This window comes from Alteromonas sp. OM2203, from assembly GCF_048517045.1.
Classification (GTDB): Bacteria; Pseudomonadota; Gammaproteobacteria; order Enterobacterales; family Alteromonadaceae; genus Alteromonas; species Alteromonas gracilis.
Window position 1 is genome coordinate 270,761 of sequence record NZ_CP183209.1, and the last position, 16,080, is coordinate 286,840.

General features: G+C 45.6%; 15 protein-coding genes. All 15 read left to right on the forward strand.

Annotated features, from left to right (window positions below; all coding sequences use genetic code 11):
* The 15 genes from ACM0P2_RS01205 to ACM0P2_RS01275 all read left to right on the forward strand — a co-directional run bounded on the left by ACM0P2_RS01205 (position 1) and on the right by ACM0P2_RS01275 (position 16,068).
* Positions 1-327 carry an agglutinin biogenesis protein MshK gene (locus ACM0P2_RS01205; RefSeq protein WP_419227145.1) on the forward strand — a complete coding sequence of 109 codons (327 nt, stop codon included), beginning with the start codon at positions 1-3 and terminating at the stop codon, positions 325-327.
* On the forward strand, positions 311-2,068 hold the full coding sequence (gene mshL, locus ACM0P2_RS01210) for a pilus (MSHA type) biogenesis protein MshL (RefSeq protein ID WP_419227146.1): 1,758 nt from the start codon (positions 311-313) through the stop codon (positions 2,066-2,068). Before ACM0P2_RS01205 ends, mshL begins: the two co-directional genes overlap by 17 nt.
* A 2-nt stretch (positions 2,069-2,070) precedes the next feature.
* Entirely contained in the window at positions 2,071-2,973 is a 903-nt protein-coding gene (locus ACM0P2_RS01215) for an ExeA family protein (protein ID WP_419227147.1), read from the forward strand.
* A complete protein-coding gene (locus tag ACM0P2_RS01220) occupies positions 2,970-4,181 on the forward strand; it encodes a tetratricopeptide repeat protein (RefSeq protein ID WP_419227148.1) in 1,212 nt (403 codons plus the stop codon). Before ACM0P2_RS01215 ends, ACM0P2_RS01220 begins: the two co-directional genes overlap by 4 nt.
* Positions 4,181-5,893 (forward strand): GspE/PulE family protein, encoded by a 1,713-nt coding sequence (locus ACM0P2_RS01225; RefSeq protein WP_419227149.1) that lies wholly within the window; start codon positions 4,181-4,183, stop codon positions 5,891-5,893. The genes ACM0P2_RS01220 and ACM0P2_RS01225 overlap by 1 nt, the downstream gene beginning before the upstream one ends.
* On the forward strand, positions 5,893-7,128 hold the full coding sequence (locus tag ACM0P2_RS01230) for a type II secretion system F family protein (protein ID WP_419227150.1): 1,236 nt from the start codon (positions 5,893-5,895) through the stop codon (positions 7,126-7,128). Before ACM0P2_RS01225 ends, ACM0P2_RS01230 begins: the two co-directional genes overlap by 1 nt.
* A 27-nt stretch (positions 7,129-7,155) precedes the next feature.
* Entirely contained in the window at positions 7,156-7,650 is a 495-nt protein-coding gene (locus ACM0P2_RS01235; protein WP_419227151.1) for a hypothetical protein, read from the forward strand.
* A 45-nt stretch (positions 7,651-7,695) separates the two neighbouring features.
* Positions 7,696-8,283 (forward strand): prepilin-type N-terminal cleavage/methylation domain-containing protein, encoded by a 588-nt coding sequence (locus ACM0P2_RS01240; RefSeq protein WP_419227152.1) that lies wholly within the window; start codon positions 7,696-7,698, stop codon positions 8,281-8,283.
* A 22-nt stretch (positions 8,284-8,305) separates the two neighbouring features.
* On the forward strand, positions 8,306-8,818 hold the full coding sequence (locus tag ACM0P2_RS01245) for a type II secretion system protein (RefSeq protein WP_419227153.1): 513 nt from the start codon (positions 8,306-8,308) through the stop codon (positions 8,816-8,818).
* A 1-nt stretch (position 8,819) separates the two neighbouring features.
* Positions 8,820-9,281 (forward strand): type II secretion system protein, encoded by a 462-nt coding sequence (locus ACM0P2_RS01250; RefSeq protein WP_419227154.1) that lies wholly within the window; start codon positions 8,820-8,822, stop codon positions 9,279-9,281.
* Complete coding sequence (locus tag ACM0P2_RS01255; protein WP_419227155.1) at positions 9,271-9,792, forward strand: type IV pilus modification PilV family protein; 522 nt, start codon at positions 9,271-9,273, stop codon at positions 9,790-9,792. The genes ACM0P2_RS01250 and ACM0P2_RS01255 overlap by 11 nt, the downstream gene beginning before the upstream one ends.
* On the forward strand, positions 9,792-10,535 hold the full coding sequence (locus tag ACM0P2_RS01260) for a PulJ/GspJ family protein (protein WP_419227156.1): 744 nt from the start codon (positions 9,792-9,794) through the stop codon (positions 10,533-10,535). Before ACM0P2_RS01255 ends, ACM0P2_RS01260 begins: the two co-directional genes overlap by 1 nt.
* Positions 10,525-11,016, forward strand: a complete 492-nt coding sequence (locus tag ACM0P2_RS01265) for an agglutinin biogenesis protein MshP (RefSeq protein ID WP_419227157.1) — start codon at positions 10,525-10,527, stop codon at positions 11,014-11,016. Before ACM0P2_RS01260 ends, ACM0P2_RS01265 begins: the two co-directional genes overlap by 11 nt.
* Entirely contained in the window at positions 11,016-14,741 is a 3,726-nt protein-coding gene (locus ACM0P2_RS01270) for a DUF6701 domain-containing protein (RefSeq protein WP_419227158.1), read from the forward strand. Before ACM0P2_RS01265 ends, ACM0P2_RS01270 begins: the two co-directional genes overlap by 1 nt.
* Positions 14,742-15,024: 283 nt before the next feature.
* The gene (locus ACM0P2_RS01275) at positions 15,025-16,068 is read left to right on the forward strand and encodes a rod shape-determining protein (RefSeq protein ID WP_012516782.1); all 1,044 of its coding nucleotides are present in this window, start codon (positions 15,025-15,027) and stop codon (positions 16,066-16,068) included.
* Positions 16,069-16,080: the final 12 nt, after the last annotated feature.

Here is a 16,080-nt window from a genome sequence, read left to right on the forward strand (position 1 = left end):
GTGAAGCTCTCTACAATGATATTGATAAGTGTAGTACCAATTATCGTGGCGCTTTCCCCTGCTTTGGCCGCCCTAGACCCGACAAAGCCTGCAGTAGGGGTGTCCAGCATGCCTAGTGAAACCAGTACCGCCGACGGTGAGTTCACGCTTCAATCCATTTTTTCACGCAGTAATAGTTTCAGCGCAATCATATCGGGAAAGTCTTATCGCGAAGGGGATACGATTGGTGAGTACACCATTTCCAGAATTAATTCTAAAGACGTGGTTATTACCAACGGGCGTCAGCAAAAAACACTAAGAATGTATGAATATGAAATTAAAAAATAATCTCACTTTAAATGCACTGTTTTTGGCAGCAGCATGTGTACTTGCTGGTTGTCAAACGTACGGTGTTGGAGAGGAAGTGAAACCTCACATTCGTGACGAACTAAACCGTTCGCAGAATAATACGTCTAGCGTGCCAGCGCCACCACCCCAATTAAACCAAGAGCTGCTGTCTGAGGTCGCCCGTTACCAATCACTTCCTGCCCCCGTGTCTCAAAAAACGTTTGCGGTATCGGCAAATAACGTTGACGTGCGTCCCTTCTTTGATGCATTGGTTGAGGATACGCCTTACAGCGTAGCCGTTCATCCCGCAGTATCTGGCCAAATTAGCTTAACGCTCAAAGACGTGGCATTAGACGATGTATTAACTATTATTTCTAGAATGTATCCATTGGATGCGTTTTTGGAAGGCAAGGTTATTCAGGTCATGCCGTCTCAATTAAAAACCGAGTCTATCCCCGTTAACTTTTTGATGATCAAACGGTTTGGCGTTTCAAATGTGAGCGTTATTGCTGGCGGAGTGAGTGAGCAGGACCAAAACAACGGTGGTAACAACGGCGGTATAAACGGTAATAACAACATTAGCGGCAACGCATTGGGTGGCCAGGGCGGCTTTGGCGGACAAGGTGGTTTTGGTGGCCAAGGCGGTAACAATATTCAGCAGCTTAACGGCTCTAACATTCAAACAACCAGTGAAAACGATTTTTGGAGCGATCTGAAAGAAGCGTTGAAAGTTTTGGTGTCACCAACAGAAGGACGTCAAGTGGTTGTTTCCCCTCAAGCAGGCTTGGTTACCGTTCGCGCATTGCCCAGTGAAATTGCAGTGGTAAGAGATTTTCTGAATCAAAGCCAAGAAAGCTTGCAGCGCCAAGTCGTGTTAGAAGCGCGTATTATTGAAGTTACGTTGAATGATGGTTATCAACAGGGTGTACGTTGGGATCGCATTGCGAGCGGGCTTACCGGAAGTGTTAATTTTGGTTTTAGCGGAGGCGCGCTGGCTTCTAACTCCGCCGCGAATACGGCTGCAGGAATAAACCCAGCTATTAATGCAGTTAACGCAATTGGTAACACTATTTCTACGGATATTGGCGGTGTGTCGACACTTCGAATATCTCGAGGCGATTTTGATGGTGTGATTAACATGTTGCAAACTCAGGGTGATGTACAGATGCTGAGCAACCCAAGAGTTACAGTAACTAATAATCAAAAGGCTGTCATAAAAGTTGGACAAGATGAGTACTTCGTTACTGATGTGTCAACCAGCGAAGATCAAAGCGCCACACAGACTGAAAACGAAAACGACATTGAGCTTACGCCATTCTTCTCAGGTATTGCGTTAGACGTCACGCCGCAAATTGATAAAAGTGGCTCGGTTATACTTCATGTCCATCCCTCAGTAACCGAGACTGCGGAGCAAACTAAAGTGATTCAAGTGGGCGACCAGCAAATTTTGCTCCCCCTTGCACAAAGCAACATTCGAGAGTCTGACACGGTAATTCGCGCCAGAGACGGAGAAATTGTGGTTATTGGTGGACTGATGGAAACCGTTACCAGCGAGCAAGAGTCGAAAACTCCGCTGTTAGGTGATATTCCCTTCATCGGCAACGCGTTTAAAAACAAGGCCAAAACGCAAAGTAAACGCGAACTAGTCATCTTGATACGTCCTTCTGTCGTGCAGCCGGATACATGGGAAAAGCAGCGCCTTCGCACTCAGTCGCTACTTGACCAGTGGTATAGAGAGTAATTATGTACCAGCACTTTTATCACTTCACTGACATGCCGTTTTCGCTTACGCCAAATACGGAGTTCTTTTGTGCGTTAGCACCGCATAATGAAGCGCTGAAAGTTATTCTGTCTGCATTAAGCATGTCAGAAGGGTTTATAAAAGTGACAGGAGAGGTGGGTACAGGGAAAACCCTATTATGCCGTAAATTGATTAATCACCTCTCTGATAAGTTTGTAGCCTGCTACCTCCCGAATCCCTATTTGTCGCCAGATGAGCTGCGCTTTGCGTTTGCTAAAGAATTGGGTTTAGAAATAAACGGGAAGTCAGACTTGCAAGGGCTACATAGCGCAATTGAGACTCAACTTTTAGCGTTGAAAAAAGAAGGGCGTCAGGCGGTACTTATTATAGATGAGGCGCAGTCGTTAAGCTGGGATGCGCTAGAAATGCTTCGCTTATTCAGCAATCTTGAGACTGAAAAAAGTAAGCTTCTACAGATTGTAATGTTCGGTCAGCCTGAGCTTGATGATAATTTGGCGAATTCCAAAGTAAGGCAAATCCGCCAGCGTATAAGCTTTTCATACACGTTGCGCACCATGACCCCTCCTGAGGTAGATTATTACATTGCTCATAGGTTGAAGACTGCGGGTGGAGACGAGCATCTTATATCAAGTGGATTACGTGCATTTATTGCGTTGGTAACTAAAGGTACACCTAGGTTAGTTAACATTGTTTGCCACAAAATTTTGCTCCGCGCCTATGGTCAAGGTAAAAGTTCAGCAAATTGGTTTCATACTTTGAATGCGGTATTTGATACCGATGATTGCAAGCGTCGTTTCATACCTAGACAGAGTATTGTATTAGCGTCTCTCGCGGTATTAGGGGCATTAGGCATGTTGCATATTTATGGGGCTGGTGGTTTATGAGCATCTTAAACGACACGCTTAAGTCCTTAGACAACCGCAATCAATCCGAAGACTTTGGGTTGCCGCCCACCGTCGAAGTATCTCAGCGCTCGCCTCTGCTCAAAATCTGCGTTGTATTTGTAATTGTAATTTTCCTTACTCTGGCGTGGCGACTTTCTGGTTTTGTTTTTGATAATTTTGTTTTTGATAATAAGGAAAGCGATAATCTGGTAAATACAAACGCTGCTAGTCCGCAAAAAGCGGTGGAACGCCTTGAAGATAAGCACAAGCAAAGTGCGACGGCAGAATCTGAAAATAAACGAGAGGGGATGAGTTCAACGCCCTTATCTGACCAAGATTTAGCTTATCAAGTCACGCCTTCGGATGTTGTCGACCTTGTTTTTACTCGTATTGATGAAACAATTGAAGACGACGAGGCTGAGTATAAAGCGCAAGCGCAAGGCGATTCATCGGCTAAGCAATCAGATGCTAACGCTATGACAACTGATACAACCTTGTCGCCCACCATCAAAGAAGAAGTAGCGGTCAGCAATAGCGAATATGATCGACAAGTCAGCGATTCAGTAACCTCATCGGGGATTATATCAAGACAACCAACCGTCGATGTTGCGCCTAAATCTTCTGAAGAGCAAAGTGCTGTGCATCTCGAGGCAGGGCTCAAAGCCTATAATTTTGGTATGTTCGAAGAAGCGCAGAAAAGTTTTAATCTCGCGTTAACGACCTCTCCAAAAAATGAACAGGCAAGGAAGCAGCTTGCTGCCCTGTATTTTGGACAAAATAGCAGCCAACAAGCACTGCGAGTTCTTTCTGAAGGCATTATGCTCTCTCCCGAGAACTTAGAGTGGCGTGAGTTAATGGCCAAAATTTTAGTGCAAGAAAATCGTTTTGAAGAGGTGCTGAGTCTTATGCCTGACCACCTCGACGCTAAAGCCTTGGTTGAAAAACGGGCGGACTATCTCATACTTAAAGGGACGGCGGCGCAAGCCATAAATTATCCAACCCAAGCCGTATCGGCATTCAGTGCAATGACGTCACTTCAGCCAGAAAACGCAAAATGGTGGTTGGCATTAGGTGTCAACTACGATGCATTAAACAATGCCAGCCTGGCTTTATCATCTTACTCTAGAGCACTTGCTATCGGCGGACTTTCTACTGCGTCAGCGCAATACGCCAGCTCGCGCCTCAACGGTTTAAAGGAGCAACCTTAATGCGCCCTCGATTAAAGATGCGTCTTGGCGATTTATTAGTTCACGAAGGGATCATTTCAAGTGAGCAACTCGATGATGCGTTGGCAAGCCAACGAATGTCCGGACGTAAGTTAGGGGATACACTTATCGATTTGGGTTTCATCAGCGAGCAACAACTTCTTCGTTTTCTAGCGCAGCAATTAAATATTCCTTTTTTAGACATTACTCAGCGCCGAATAGATCCGGTGCAAGCCCAACTTATCCCGGAAACTTACGCACGCCGATATCGTGCCTTAGTGCTTGAAGCAAATGACGACGAAGTGCTAATAGGAATGAGTGACCCTACAGATTTAGGTGGCCTAGATCAGTTAGGCCCGCTTGTAGCGCCTCGCAATATTGAGCTTGCTATCGTTCAGGAAAGTCAGATGCTTGAAGCGTTTGATAGCGTGTATCGTCGTACCCAAGATATTGCGTCTTTTGCAGAGAAGTTAGGTGAAGAATACGCTGATGAAGGCGACTTTCAATTATCAGCCCTCGATGAAAACACCTCTGACGCGACGGTCGTTAAGCTCCTTCACTCTATCTTTGAAGATGCCGTTCAGGTACGTGCATCGGATATTCATATAGAGCCAGATGAAAAAATTCTTCGCATCCGTCAGCGCGTCGATGGCGTTCTACAGGAAAATACACTGGATCAAGTGAAAATTGCCTCTGCTCTAGTGCTTAGGCTAAAGCTGATGTCGGGCCTTGATATCTCTGAAAAACGAATCCCTCAAGATGGGCGTTTTAACATTAAAGTTAAAGGTCACACTATTGATGTGCGTTTATCGACCATGCCGGTGGCTAACGGTGAAGCGGTTGTAATGCGTCTTCTCGACCAGTCAGCAGGTCTGTTAACCCTAGACCAAACGGGTATGCCAGCGGCAATGGCGGAAAAGTTTCGGGCAGCTATTAGTCGTCCTCATGGAATGATTTTGGTAACGGGGCCGACGGGGTCAGGTAAAACCACTACGCTTTACGGTGCGTTGAGCGAGTTAAATAAGCCAGACTTAAAAATAATTACCGCGGAAGACCCTATTGAATACCGCTTGCCTCGCATTAATCAGGTCCAAGTTAATAATAAAATAGGGTTAGATTTTGCCGCTATTTTGCGTACAACCCTACGCCAGGACCCAGACATTATCATGGTGGGGGAGATGCGTGATCAAGAGACGGTTGAAATAGGTCTTCGTGGGGCGCTCACCGGTCACTTGGTGCTGAGTACCCTGCATACTAACGACTCAGTAACCAGTGCAATCCGTCTAATCGATATGGGCGCGGCGCCATATCTGGTGGCTACGTCTTTACGTGGTGTTCTCGCTCAACGATTAGTTCGCCGCGTGTGTGAAAACTGTAAAGCAGAGCGACCGCCTACGGTTCAAGAGCAGGCTTGGGTTCGTTTCTTAAAACCAGAACTTGCTAACGCTTCTTTTTATAAAGGAAGAGGCTGCAATAGCTGTAACCATACAGGTTACAAAGGGCGTATTGGCGTCTTTGAATTTCTAGAGATGAATGAAGACATGATGGAGGCCTTGCGTGACGATAATACGCAGGGTTTTGTTGATGCGACTAAGGCAAATAAAGATTTTATTCCGCTTTCTCATATGGCTCTCGATTATGCCGCAGAAGGTAAAACATCATTAGATGAGGTCTTTAAGGTGTCTGAGTTTGTTCCAGAAGTGGTGAACCACTAATGACACAATTCAGCTACGCGGGGAAATCAGCACAAGGTAGTCCTTTGCAAGGGATTATTGAAGCCGCGTCTGCGCAAGCCGCGGCGCAGGCTCTGCTGTCAAAAAATATCATTCCCGTCACAATTGAAGAGACAAAGAAAACAGAGACTGCCGATCAAGGCGAAGGCTTCAATATAGGGCGGCTTTTTGAGGCAAAGGTCGGGTTAGATGAGATGATTATTTTTTCTCGCCAAATGTACTCATTGTTAAAAGCAGGGATTCCCATTATTCGAGCTATAAAGGGGCTGAGCGAAAACGCTTCTCACAAACGCTTCCAGGAAATATTAAAAGATATCGCCGAACAGCTTGAACAAGGACGGAGTTTGTCGGTGGCCATGTCTAAATATGAAAGGGTCTTTACACGATTGACTATTTCGGTAGTGGTGGTCGGCGAAAATACCGGTAAATTAGATGACGTTTTTTTACAGCTAGCGCTTTATTTCGAACGAGAGCAAGAAACGCGAAAACGTATAAAATCGGCGCTTCGTTATCCTTCCTTTGTAGTCATTGCTCTGGTGATTGCTATGTTTATTTTAAACATATTTGTTGTGCCAGTATTCACACAAATGTTTGAACGTTTTGATACGGAGCTACCGCTGATGACTCGCATATTGATAGGAACATCAGATTTCTTTGTTAACTATTGGTGGCTACTTTTACTCATCATTATTGGTGGAGTTTTCTCGACTAAACAATATGTTAATTCGACTAATGGACGACTTAAGTGGGACAAATTTAAACTAAAGTTGCCTGTTGTGGGAAGCATTATTGAGCGATCATTACTTTCAAGGTATAGCCGCAGTTTTTCTATGATACTGCGTGCAGGTGTACCACTGACGGCGGGGCTGTCTTTAACCGCTGATGCTGTGGATAACGCTTATATGCAGATGCGCATTAAAGAAATGCGTCAGGGCATTGAAAAAGGTGAAAGTTTGCTGAGAGTGTCGAAAAATAGCGAGCTGTTTTCGACCATTGTCTTGCAAATGGTAGCGGTGGGTGAGGAAACCGGTCGTTTAGAAACACTTTTAGAGGAAAGCGCAGGCTACTATGAGCGAGAAGTTGACTTTGACCTTAAGAGCTTAACAGCCAAGATAGAGCCTATACTGATAGGGTTTGTTGCAATAATGGTATTGATACTGGCGCTGGGTATATTTACGCCAATGTGGAACATGATGTCTGCGGTAAAAGGCGGTTAAGTGGGCGCGCGTAGAGTGGGGAATTAAGTGGCGGGTTCTAAGACGGGTTTGCTTAACTTTATTGTGATAGGAACGTTGCTAGCTATCGTTTCGTCATCCTATATCTACCATGCGACATCAATAGTTAAAGAAGCTGAAGACGTTAATAAAGAGAACGCCGTTGCTCAATTTCAGCGCGTAGTGATGCTGGCAAGGGCACAGTGGATAAAAACGAAGCAGCAAACGGTTTTGATATATGAAACCGACTTTGACGCTAGCGGAAATATTCAACAGCAAAAAGACGTGGCTGCGGAGCTTTTTGTTAATGTCAAAGGGTGGCCTGAAGGTCTTGCTAAAGGCCAAGGTAAAGCCTGTGAATATTTATACACGCTAGCGACGTTAAGAGAAATGTCCATGCCATCTGAAATAGTGGTACGCGATGATTACGTAAATGGTTATCTTCAGTGTGCATTTTTTATACAAAACAGGGTTTGGTTTGAGTACAACGCGGGTAGCGGCGTTGTAATAGAAAGAAGAAGTTAACTAAGCGCCGGAGCGAGTCGCTTATTTTGTAATCTAGGAGATGTTATGAACACGAAACAGCAAGGCTTTACTCTTATTGAGTTGATTATTGTTGTCATTATTTTAGGTTTACTTGCGGCAACCGCACTACCGCGCTTCATTGATGTTACTGACGAAGCACGAGAAGCCAGCGTTGAAGGTGTAGCAGGTGGATTCGCAGCGGCGGTTGGACTTGTTAGAGCGCAGTGGGAAGTGGAAGGTCGCCCTAGCGGGAATAACGGCAATGGTAACGGTACGGTTGTGACCTATGACCAAACACCAGTTGGTGTTGACGGTACCATTGGCTATCCGACAGGTAGCGCAACAGGCAATACGTTGATCACAACGGTAAATGAAACTGAGTGCAAAAATGTGTTCGACCTTATTTTGCAATCAGCGCCGACCAATACTACGTCAACTAACGATGCCGTGGTCGCTGATTTCAGATATGCGGTTCGCGAAGATGATTCGGGGACTAATACCCAATGTGTTTACTACCTAGTTGAGTCTATGGGCTTGCCTAATAACACGGCACCTGCAGATGGCGCTCCAGATGGCACCGCGTTCGACGGTTTCACCTATAACCCAGCCACTGGCCAGGTTACTGTTTTTTAATTAATACTCAGGAAATTTGATTATGCAAAAAGTATCAACACAACAGGGTTTCACCCTAATCGAGTTAATCATAGTTATTGTATTGCTGGGTATTCTAGCGGTAACCGCAGCACCTAAGTTTTTGAACCTTCAAGACGATGCCCGTGATTCAGTATTAGAAGGTATTGCTGGTTCCCTGGAGTCTGCTTCATCTGTCATCTATGGAAAAGCGCTCATTGAAGATCAAGCTGGAGCGACTGGGTTCGTCGATCTTAATGGAAACGGCGTAAACGATGCTGCAACAGATGTGACAACTGTTAATGGTTATCCAGATGGTGATGATGCTGCGAATTTCACAAAGCTACTAGACTTACCTGATGAATACTTAGTTTCAACTGATGGCACCGACACTGCATTTATTTACTACACAGGGTACGGAGACTATTCGGATGTTGCGAATGCTCCTGATACAGCCGGTGATAAATGTTCAGTACAATATGTTAATGCTGGCGTAGGCGAGCGACCTACTATTACAGTCAACACTTGCGTAGAGTAATGTGAAGAAAAACGGTTTTACTTTAGTAGAACTTATTATAACCATATTGGTTATTGGGGTGCTGGCGGTTACCGCCGCACCTCGCTTTATTGGTAACGATACTGAAGAAGCCATTGCGCTTCGCGACAGAACCCTTCAGTTAGTGCGTAATATGCAGCTTCGCGCGATGCAAAACGTACAAGACAACAGTTGTGTAAAAGTCACTGCAACCGTCATTGCACCACCCGCTGGTCACGATTGCGCAAATTCACTTTCTACCGCTTTTGATGATGATCAAGTCGTCAATGCCTCTAGTACTGACTTCACCTTCCAAGCTGCCGATGAAAACGGCAATAGTTTTTCTCAAATCCAATTTGACGGGTTTGGCAGACCGAGAAACATCGCCTGCTCAACAAACTGCAAAATCCAGATAAGCACCTTTGCTGTGTGCCTTCAGAGTGAAGGAGCCATTTATGCGTGCTAGCGCAATGTTTCCTACGCGTAGAAAACGCAGTGAAGGCTTTACTTTGTTAGAGCTAGTAATTGGTATTGTTGTATTCACGATTAGCCTAACTATTGTGCTGTCGCTAATCGTACCGCAAGCTGAACAAACGGCTGAGCCATTTCGCCAAGTAAAAGCTGCGAAATTAGGTCAGTCGTTGATGAACGATATTCTAAGTCGCTCTTATGATGAAAATAGTGACCGAAGCCCGCCTTTTGAAACCTGTAATGCTAAGGGTAACTGTTCGACCACACTCGGCCCGGAAGAAGCTAATGAAGATGAGTATGATGATGTCGACGATTACAATGGCTATGTAGTTAGCAATGTGGGGGGGAACTACAACAATTACGGCTTTACCGTTGCGGTAGATTATGACAGTGATCTGAACGATAGCACGCCAACAGACGGTCAAACGTTCAAGCGCATTGATATTGCCGTTACCGCCCCAGACGGCCAAGTTTACAACTTCAGCGCTTATCGAGGGAGCTATTAATGTCTCCACGACAAGCTCAGCGCCAGCGCGGTTTTACGCTAATAGAGCTTATTTTGGTTATCACTATTTTGGGCGTAATTAGTGTTTCTGTGGCGCAGGTGATTTCTTTAAGTGCGCAAATCTATATAACAGGTGCAGAGCGTACTCGCCTTGTTTCAGACGCACGCTTTATTATTTTGCGACTGGAAAAAGAGTTACGCAATGTGGTGCCAAACTCTGTGTCATTTGACGCAAGTCTAGGGTGCCTTTCTTATTATCCGATAAAAGAAAGTGGCACCTACGTGGGCGATGCGTTTAATAACCCCATGCACGTAGTCGTGTTCAATAGTCAGTTGAGTGTGAATGATACCCTGGTTATATACCCGACAAATCCGCAGAGCGTGACTGACAACGGACGAACAATAGATGTTATTGCAGATGCCGCTGCCGACCCGTCTAGCGATAATCAATTTGATCTCACACTTAGTACATCCAATACGCAAACTTCCCCAGGCAAACGCTTCTTTGTTCCAGAAGCGCAAGTGACAGTATGCAGAACATCTACCGCCCAAGGTGAACGTTTAATAAGAACTCAAGGTGCTACTTCCGGCATTCTTGGTACTAATGTGGCATCGTGGAGCGCGAACGTAGTGACCGCAGGCCTGCGACAAAATGGTCTTATAGAGCTGCAAATGACGCTAGAGAGTAGTGATGATGAGCAGATATCGGTTGTACATGAGGTTCATTTCCCTAATGTGCCCTAGTAAAAAAACGCCCCAGTTAATAAACCATCGTAGAGGCCAACGTATTCTTGGTTTATCTGCTTCTCCAGCTCGTCAAAAAGGCTCTACAATAATAGTTGCGATTATAATAAGTGTTGTTCTTTTAGGGCTTGGTATAGCGCTGTCTAATCAAATTTCATCCAACATCCGCCAGCAATCCATTGAATATTATGGTGCCCGGGCTTATCTGGCGGCACAAAGCGGAATGGAAGTTGCGATTTCAAGGCTAATTAACGGTAATAACCCAGCATGCGCTGCTATTACTCAGCCAGTAATTATCAGTGCAGCGAACGTGCAGAATTGTGTTATTACACTCTCTTGTGAGGTGGAGGACGAGGTTGAAGAGCCTGAAGTGGCCGCCGGTGAAATTAGGGTTTATGCGTTAGGGGCCGAAGCGCATTGCAGTGTAGGCCAACTTGAAACCTCAAAACGCGTGCTTGTTGAAGTAAGGCAGGAAGAATAATGACATACCGAATATCTCTTGTTCGAGCCCTTTTCATTGGGATGCTATCTGTATTAGCACTTCCGGTGCTTGCCGTACCTCAAATTGAAGGCAGGTTCATTGAACTTCAAAATACTTATAACAAGGCAGAGTGGACCACAATTAGTTTTTCTCAGGTTTACGATGAGCCACCAGCCGTATTTATGCTCTCAACAAACCAAGGTGATAACCCTGCTATAGTCAAAATTCGCAACGTCACCAGAACTGGTTTTGAAGCATTGCCGCTTGAGCCCTCTGGTGAAGATGGCCCTCATATCACAATGGGTGGGCATTATTTAGCCATCGCCTACGGCGTTCACGAATTCCCTGACGGAGACATTGTTGAAGTAGGAAAAATGGAGCTGGATGCTACTACTATCCAAGCTTCTACCAACTCGCCTTGGTATATTCCATCAGGGCCATTAGTTCCGGGTACTGAGGATGCGCGATATGCAGAAGTGCCATTACAAACAGACTTTGGTGAGCGGCCAGTATTTTTCCATTCTATTCAAACCGTGAATAATCAAGTGGACGTAAATGGGAAGAAGCCGCCCAATGAACATTTACTGCCATTTCTAACCATTGCAGCAAAATATGAAGCGCCTTCCTACTACATCGCCTTGGAAGCATCAGAAACAGATTATGAACCTGTAACACGACCCGAAACCGTTGCTTATATGGCTACCACGGAAGGGTTTGATCGCAGGTTCTTTGACGACAATGGTGTCGAGGTGGTTTGGGAGGCAGATTTTGCGGATGTGCTCATTAAAGGGTGGAGTGACGGCTGTTTTCTAAATAACTTTAAAAATAATTATACGCAAACGCCGTTAGTCGCTGCGAGTAAGATTAGCCGCAACGGTCAAGACGGAGGCTGGCTGCGCAGTTGTCAGGTAAACAAAAATAGATTGGGGCTTCGTGTTGATGAAGACCGAAGTTTAGATTCAGAACGTAATCACGCCGAAGAAGAGGCCAGTATTCTGGCCATGACATCAGAGTTTGTATTTAGTGGTGAAGTGCCAAGTTGTGACGTGGCATTTCCTGGCGCGGTAGCAGCATTTGGCGGCTCGGCCATTAATCTTCCCGCTAATAGCCGTATTATCGATGAAAACAGCGGCGTACTAAGCGCAACCCAATTAATCCCCGGAGGAACAGCTGGTACAGCAGATTATCCTAAGTGTGGAGAGCCTGGTGCTGACTGTATCGTGAATAACACAGACTCACTGACTGAGTCACAGGCTAGAGCAATACCTAGTATTACTGTTGATGATAGCGGTCCCGAAATAGTCGCAGGTAATCTAGCGGGGAATTACTACTTCAACAGGCAGAATGTGTTGATGGCAGCGGGAAACTATAACGTTGTTGCTCCAACACGCATTTATATTTCCGACCCAGGTACAAATCCAGTTGGCCAACCCACCCGCTTTGTTATGGCTAGTGCTAATGTCACCGTCGCTGATGGCGCCTATTTAGCTATTTATGTAGATGGTGACGTCCTCATTGATGGCTCCAACCCCCAAGCGTTAGTTATTGCCAAAGGCACGATAACATTTGCTAACGTAGGTGATGAAACCATTGTTGGGCGATTTAACGCCGGCGGGGGGATTGGGTCTGTTGCTTCGCCCCAAGTAGATATTCCTGCGCCTCTTAAAGTAACTGCGAACGAAGTACCTAATAACATTCCCGGCATATGCGGTCGAGAGGTTATCGAGGTATTAAATCACTATCGCTATGAGTTAGCGGACAACAAAGGAAGTAGCTGCGCGGCAAAACAGATAACGCTTAAAGCCTGTGCTGATGTGAATTGCGACCTTATTTACTCTCAGCCTTCAACGGTTAAGCTGTCACCTCAAAATAGTAACAATTTTAAGTGGAGTGGAAACGATGTCGTCTCGTTTACTGGACAAATTTCGTTAGCCCTAGAAAGTTTGAGAGGAAACGATACAAATATTGCAACGCTAGGTGAAACGCCATCGTCCCAGCTTCGCTGTTTTGTTGGCGGAAAAGAAGTGGGGATCGAAGGGTGTAAGATTAATTTTGAAGACGATGGTTTAGTGTTTAAGAACCTTACCGACAACAATGCGACCATAGTCACCCAACTATCGGGCAAGCCATCTGACCAAGGTTTTAACGGTAAAACTTATGCTGTAGAGGCGTGTGGCAATTCCGAACTCTTGAAAAACAAAGTTGTGGATGTTGACCTTAAATACAATTGCGCAAGCGCTAGCAATTGCTCGAACAAGCTAGCGCTAACTAATAACAACAATACGTATAAACTGGGGTTGTCAGCTGAAACATTCGCGCTGCAGTTCGATGCAAACTCTCGCGCTGAGTTTACGGTGCAGTATCCTGACGCGGGTGAATTGTCGCTTACGGGAATCATCACTGACAGAACAGCAATATCTGGGTCTTCAAATATCTTCACAGTTCGCCCTTTCGGTTTCGCAATGGACATTTTAAATGACAGTGGAACCAGTACTAATCTCAACGGATATGCGACTAACGCGAATGGCTCACTGCTGAAGCGCACGGGAGAAGATTTTGTACTAGGCCTTCGTACTGTGCAGTGGGTTGATGGCGAAGACAGCAATAACGACGGTATACCGGATAACTTCGCAGAATTAGCTAATAACAACACAGCCGAACATTATTCAGGGAGTGTTACTCTGACCCCTCAGCAAATCTTGCCAGCAGGTGGGACAGCAGGTTCATTAAGCGCTACTGCCGTTAATTTTGATAACGAAGGTATAGTTAGCTTGGCTTTAAATTACGATGAGGTTGGTACTATATCTGTCGCTGCGCAAAGTGCGTATTTAACAAACTCTACCGTACTTGGCGAGGTAAACAATGTGGGCAGGTTTGCGCCCTCTAATTTTGCACTGACGGGAAATGTAGTGGCGGCGTGTACGGCGAATGATGCGTTCAACTACTTTGGTCAGCCAATTAGCGAAGTGAGCTTCTCTCTTACTGCCCTTAACCAAAATGGCAGCCGCACGGTAAATTACTACGATGGCTTTGACAAGCTTACCAGTCTCGGTTTACAGGTTGAGCACGAAGGAAGTTTGCTGGACCGTTTAGAAAACATAAACGCGATAGGGTGGCCTCAAAGCGGAGCGACAGGGCAAATTAGCTTTTCTGATAATGACATAACATTTAGCCGCTTGAGCGGCACAGCGCTCGATGGCGCATATATTAATGCCGCTATTGTGCTGGTGGCAGATAGCGGACAAATAGAAGGTGCAAACTTTAATGGGCTTTCTTGCGGTGGTTCATGTGTTGACGATTTCGGAGGCGCAATTAGTTTTGCGTATGCCCGAGCCACGTTGATAAACAACTATGGCGGAGCAGATGAAGCTTTGTTACTGCCGCTTCGCACTCAATATTGGGACGGTCAAACGTGGCGAATAAACGCTAATGATAGCTGTACTGATTTTGAACACGCTAACATTACCGACGCTTCCGGTGAGCTGATTTCGTCTGAAGACGGAACCCTAAGTGAAGGTGCGTATACTACTGGCGAAGGTATGCGTTTATCGTCGCCAAACGGCGCTGGTAACTATCCGGTAAGTTATCCCCCAGATGCATGGTTACTGTGGGATTGGGATGGCGATGGCGAGGCTGATAATCCTCCTAGCGCAACGCTAACTTACGGTGTTTATCGAGGAAACGACAATATCATTTACAAAAGAGAGCAAATCAATAACGAATAAAAGTAATAAACTGGCGTTGTATTGAACCTTCTTTTTTTTACGCGGTCATTATGTGGGTCTAACCTAGGATTCAATTGATAAACGCGTATAGTGGTATACCTTTACAGGGTAAGCGCTCATGTCGCTTTTTTTATTGCAGTTATTTTTGCTCTAAGTCACAGCATCGCTTGCCCAAAATTGCCCCCATTGTTAAAGTGTGCGGATAACTATCGACTTCACGTTAAAGCGTCGCCATCTCACCTTTGCAAATACGCGTTAACACAGAAACAGGAATACACTCTTCATGTTTAAAAAGCTTCGAGGCATGTTCTCTAACGATCTGTCCATCGACCTCGGAACAGCTAACACGCTGATTTATGTAAAAGACCAAGGTATCGTACTTAATGAACCTTCAGTAGTAGCTATTCGCCAAGAACGAGCGGCTGGCCCTAAAAGCGTGGCTGCGGTGGGTGCGGAAGCTAAACGAATGCTTGGCCGAACGCCGGGCAATATTCGTGCTATTCGCCCGATGAAAGACGGCGTGATCGCGGATTTTTACGTCACAGAAAAAATGCTCCAGCACTTTATCAAACAAGTGCATGATAATAATTTTCTTCGTCCTAGTCCTCGTGTTTTGGTTTGTGTACCTTGTGGTTCAACCCAAGTAGAGCGCCGCGCAATTAAAGAGTCAGCGCTTGGCGCTGGCGCCCGTGAGGTTTTCCTTATCGATGAACCAATGGCAGCGGCGATTGGTGCAGGTTTACCGGTATCTGAAGCGCAAGGTTCGATGGTCGTTGATATCGGTGGTGGTACCACTGAAGTTGCGATCATCTCACTTAACGGCGTTGTTTACTCTTCTTCTGTGCGTATTGGTGGTGATAAGTTCGATGAAGCGATTATCAACTACATTCGTCGTAACTTTGGTTCACTAATTGGTGAAGCCACCGCAGAGCGTATTAAGCATGAAATTGGTGCAGCGTACCCTGGTGAAGAAGTGCGTGAAATTGAAGTTCGTGGCCGCAACCTTGCAGAAGGCGTACCTCGCGGATTTACGCTAAACTCAAACGAAATTTTGGAAGCACTTCAAGAGCCGTTAACCGGTATTGTTTCTGCAGTTATGGTTGCACTGGAACAGTCTCCACCTGAGCTTGCTTCAGATATTTCAGAGCGCGGTATGGTGCTAACCGGCGGTGGTGCGTTACTGAAAGACCTAGATAGATTGCTAATGGAAGAAACGGGTATACCAGTAGTTATCGCTGATGACCCGCTGACCTGTGTAGCACGCGGCGGTGGTAAGGCTTTCGATATGATTGACCTTCACGGTGGCGACCTGTTTAGCTACGAATAAACAGGAAAGGCA

Coding starts and splice junctions, on each gene's coding strand:
- mshL (WP_419227146.1), top strand. CDS start 311: ATGAAATTAAAAAATAATCTCACTTTAAATGCACTGTTTTTGGCAGCA.
- ACM0P2_RS01215 (WP_419227147.1), top strand. CDS start 2,071: ATGTACCAGCACTTTTATCACTTCACTGACATGCCGTTTTCGCTTACG.
- ACM0P2_RS01220 (WP_419227148.1), top strand. CDS start 2,970: ATGAGCATCTTAAACGACACGCTTAAGTCCTTAGACAACCGCAATCAA.
- ACM0P2_RS01225 (WP_419227149.1), top strand. CDS start 4,181: ATGCGCCCTCGATTAAAGATGCGTCTTGGCGATTTATTAGTTCACGAA.
- ACM0P2_RS01230 (WP_419227150.1), top strand. CDS start 5,893: ATGACACAATTCAGCTACGCGGGGAAATCAGCACAAGGTAGTCCTTTG.
- ACM0P2_RS01240 (WP_419227152.1), top strand. CDS start 7,696: ATGAACACGAAACAGCAAGGCTTTACTCTTATTGAGTTGATTATTGTT.
- ACM0P2_RS01245 (WP_419227153.1), top strand. CDS start 8,306: ATGCAAAAAGTATCAACACAACAGGGTTTCACCCTAATCGAGTTAATC.
- ACM0P2_RS01255 (WP_419227155.1), top strand. CDS start 9,271: ATGCGTGCTAGCGCAATGTTTCCTACGCGTAGAAAACGCAGTGAAGGC.
- ACM0P2_RS01260 (WP_419227156.1), top strand. CDS start 9,792: ATGTCTCCACGACAAGCTCAGCGCCAGCGCGGTTTTACGCTAATAGAG.
- ACM0P2_RS01265 (WP_419227157.1), top strand. CDS start 10,525: ATGTGCCCTAGTAAAAAAACGCCCCAGTTAATAAACCATCGTAGAGGC.
- ACM0P2_RS01270 (WP_419227158.1), top strand. CDS start 11,016: ATGACATACCGAATATCTCTTGTTCGAGCCCTTTTCATTGGGATGCTA.
- ACM0P2_RS01275 (WP_012516782.1), top strand. CDS start 15,025: ATGTTTAAAAAGCTTCGAGGCATGTTCTCTAACGATCTGTCCATCGAC.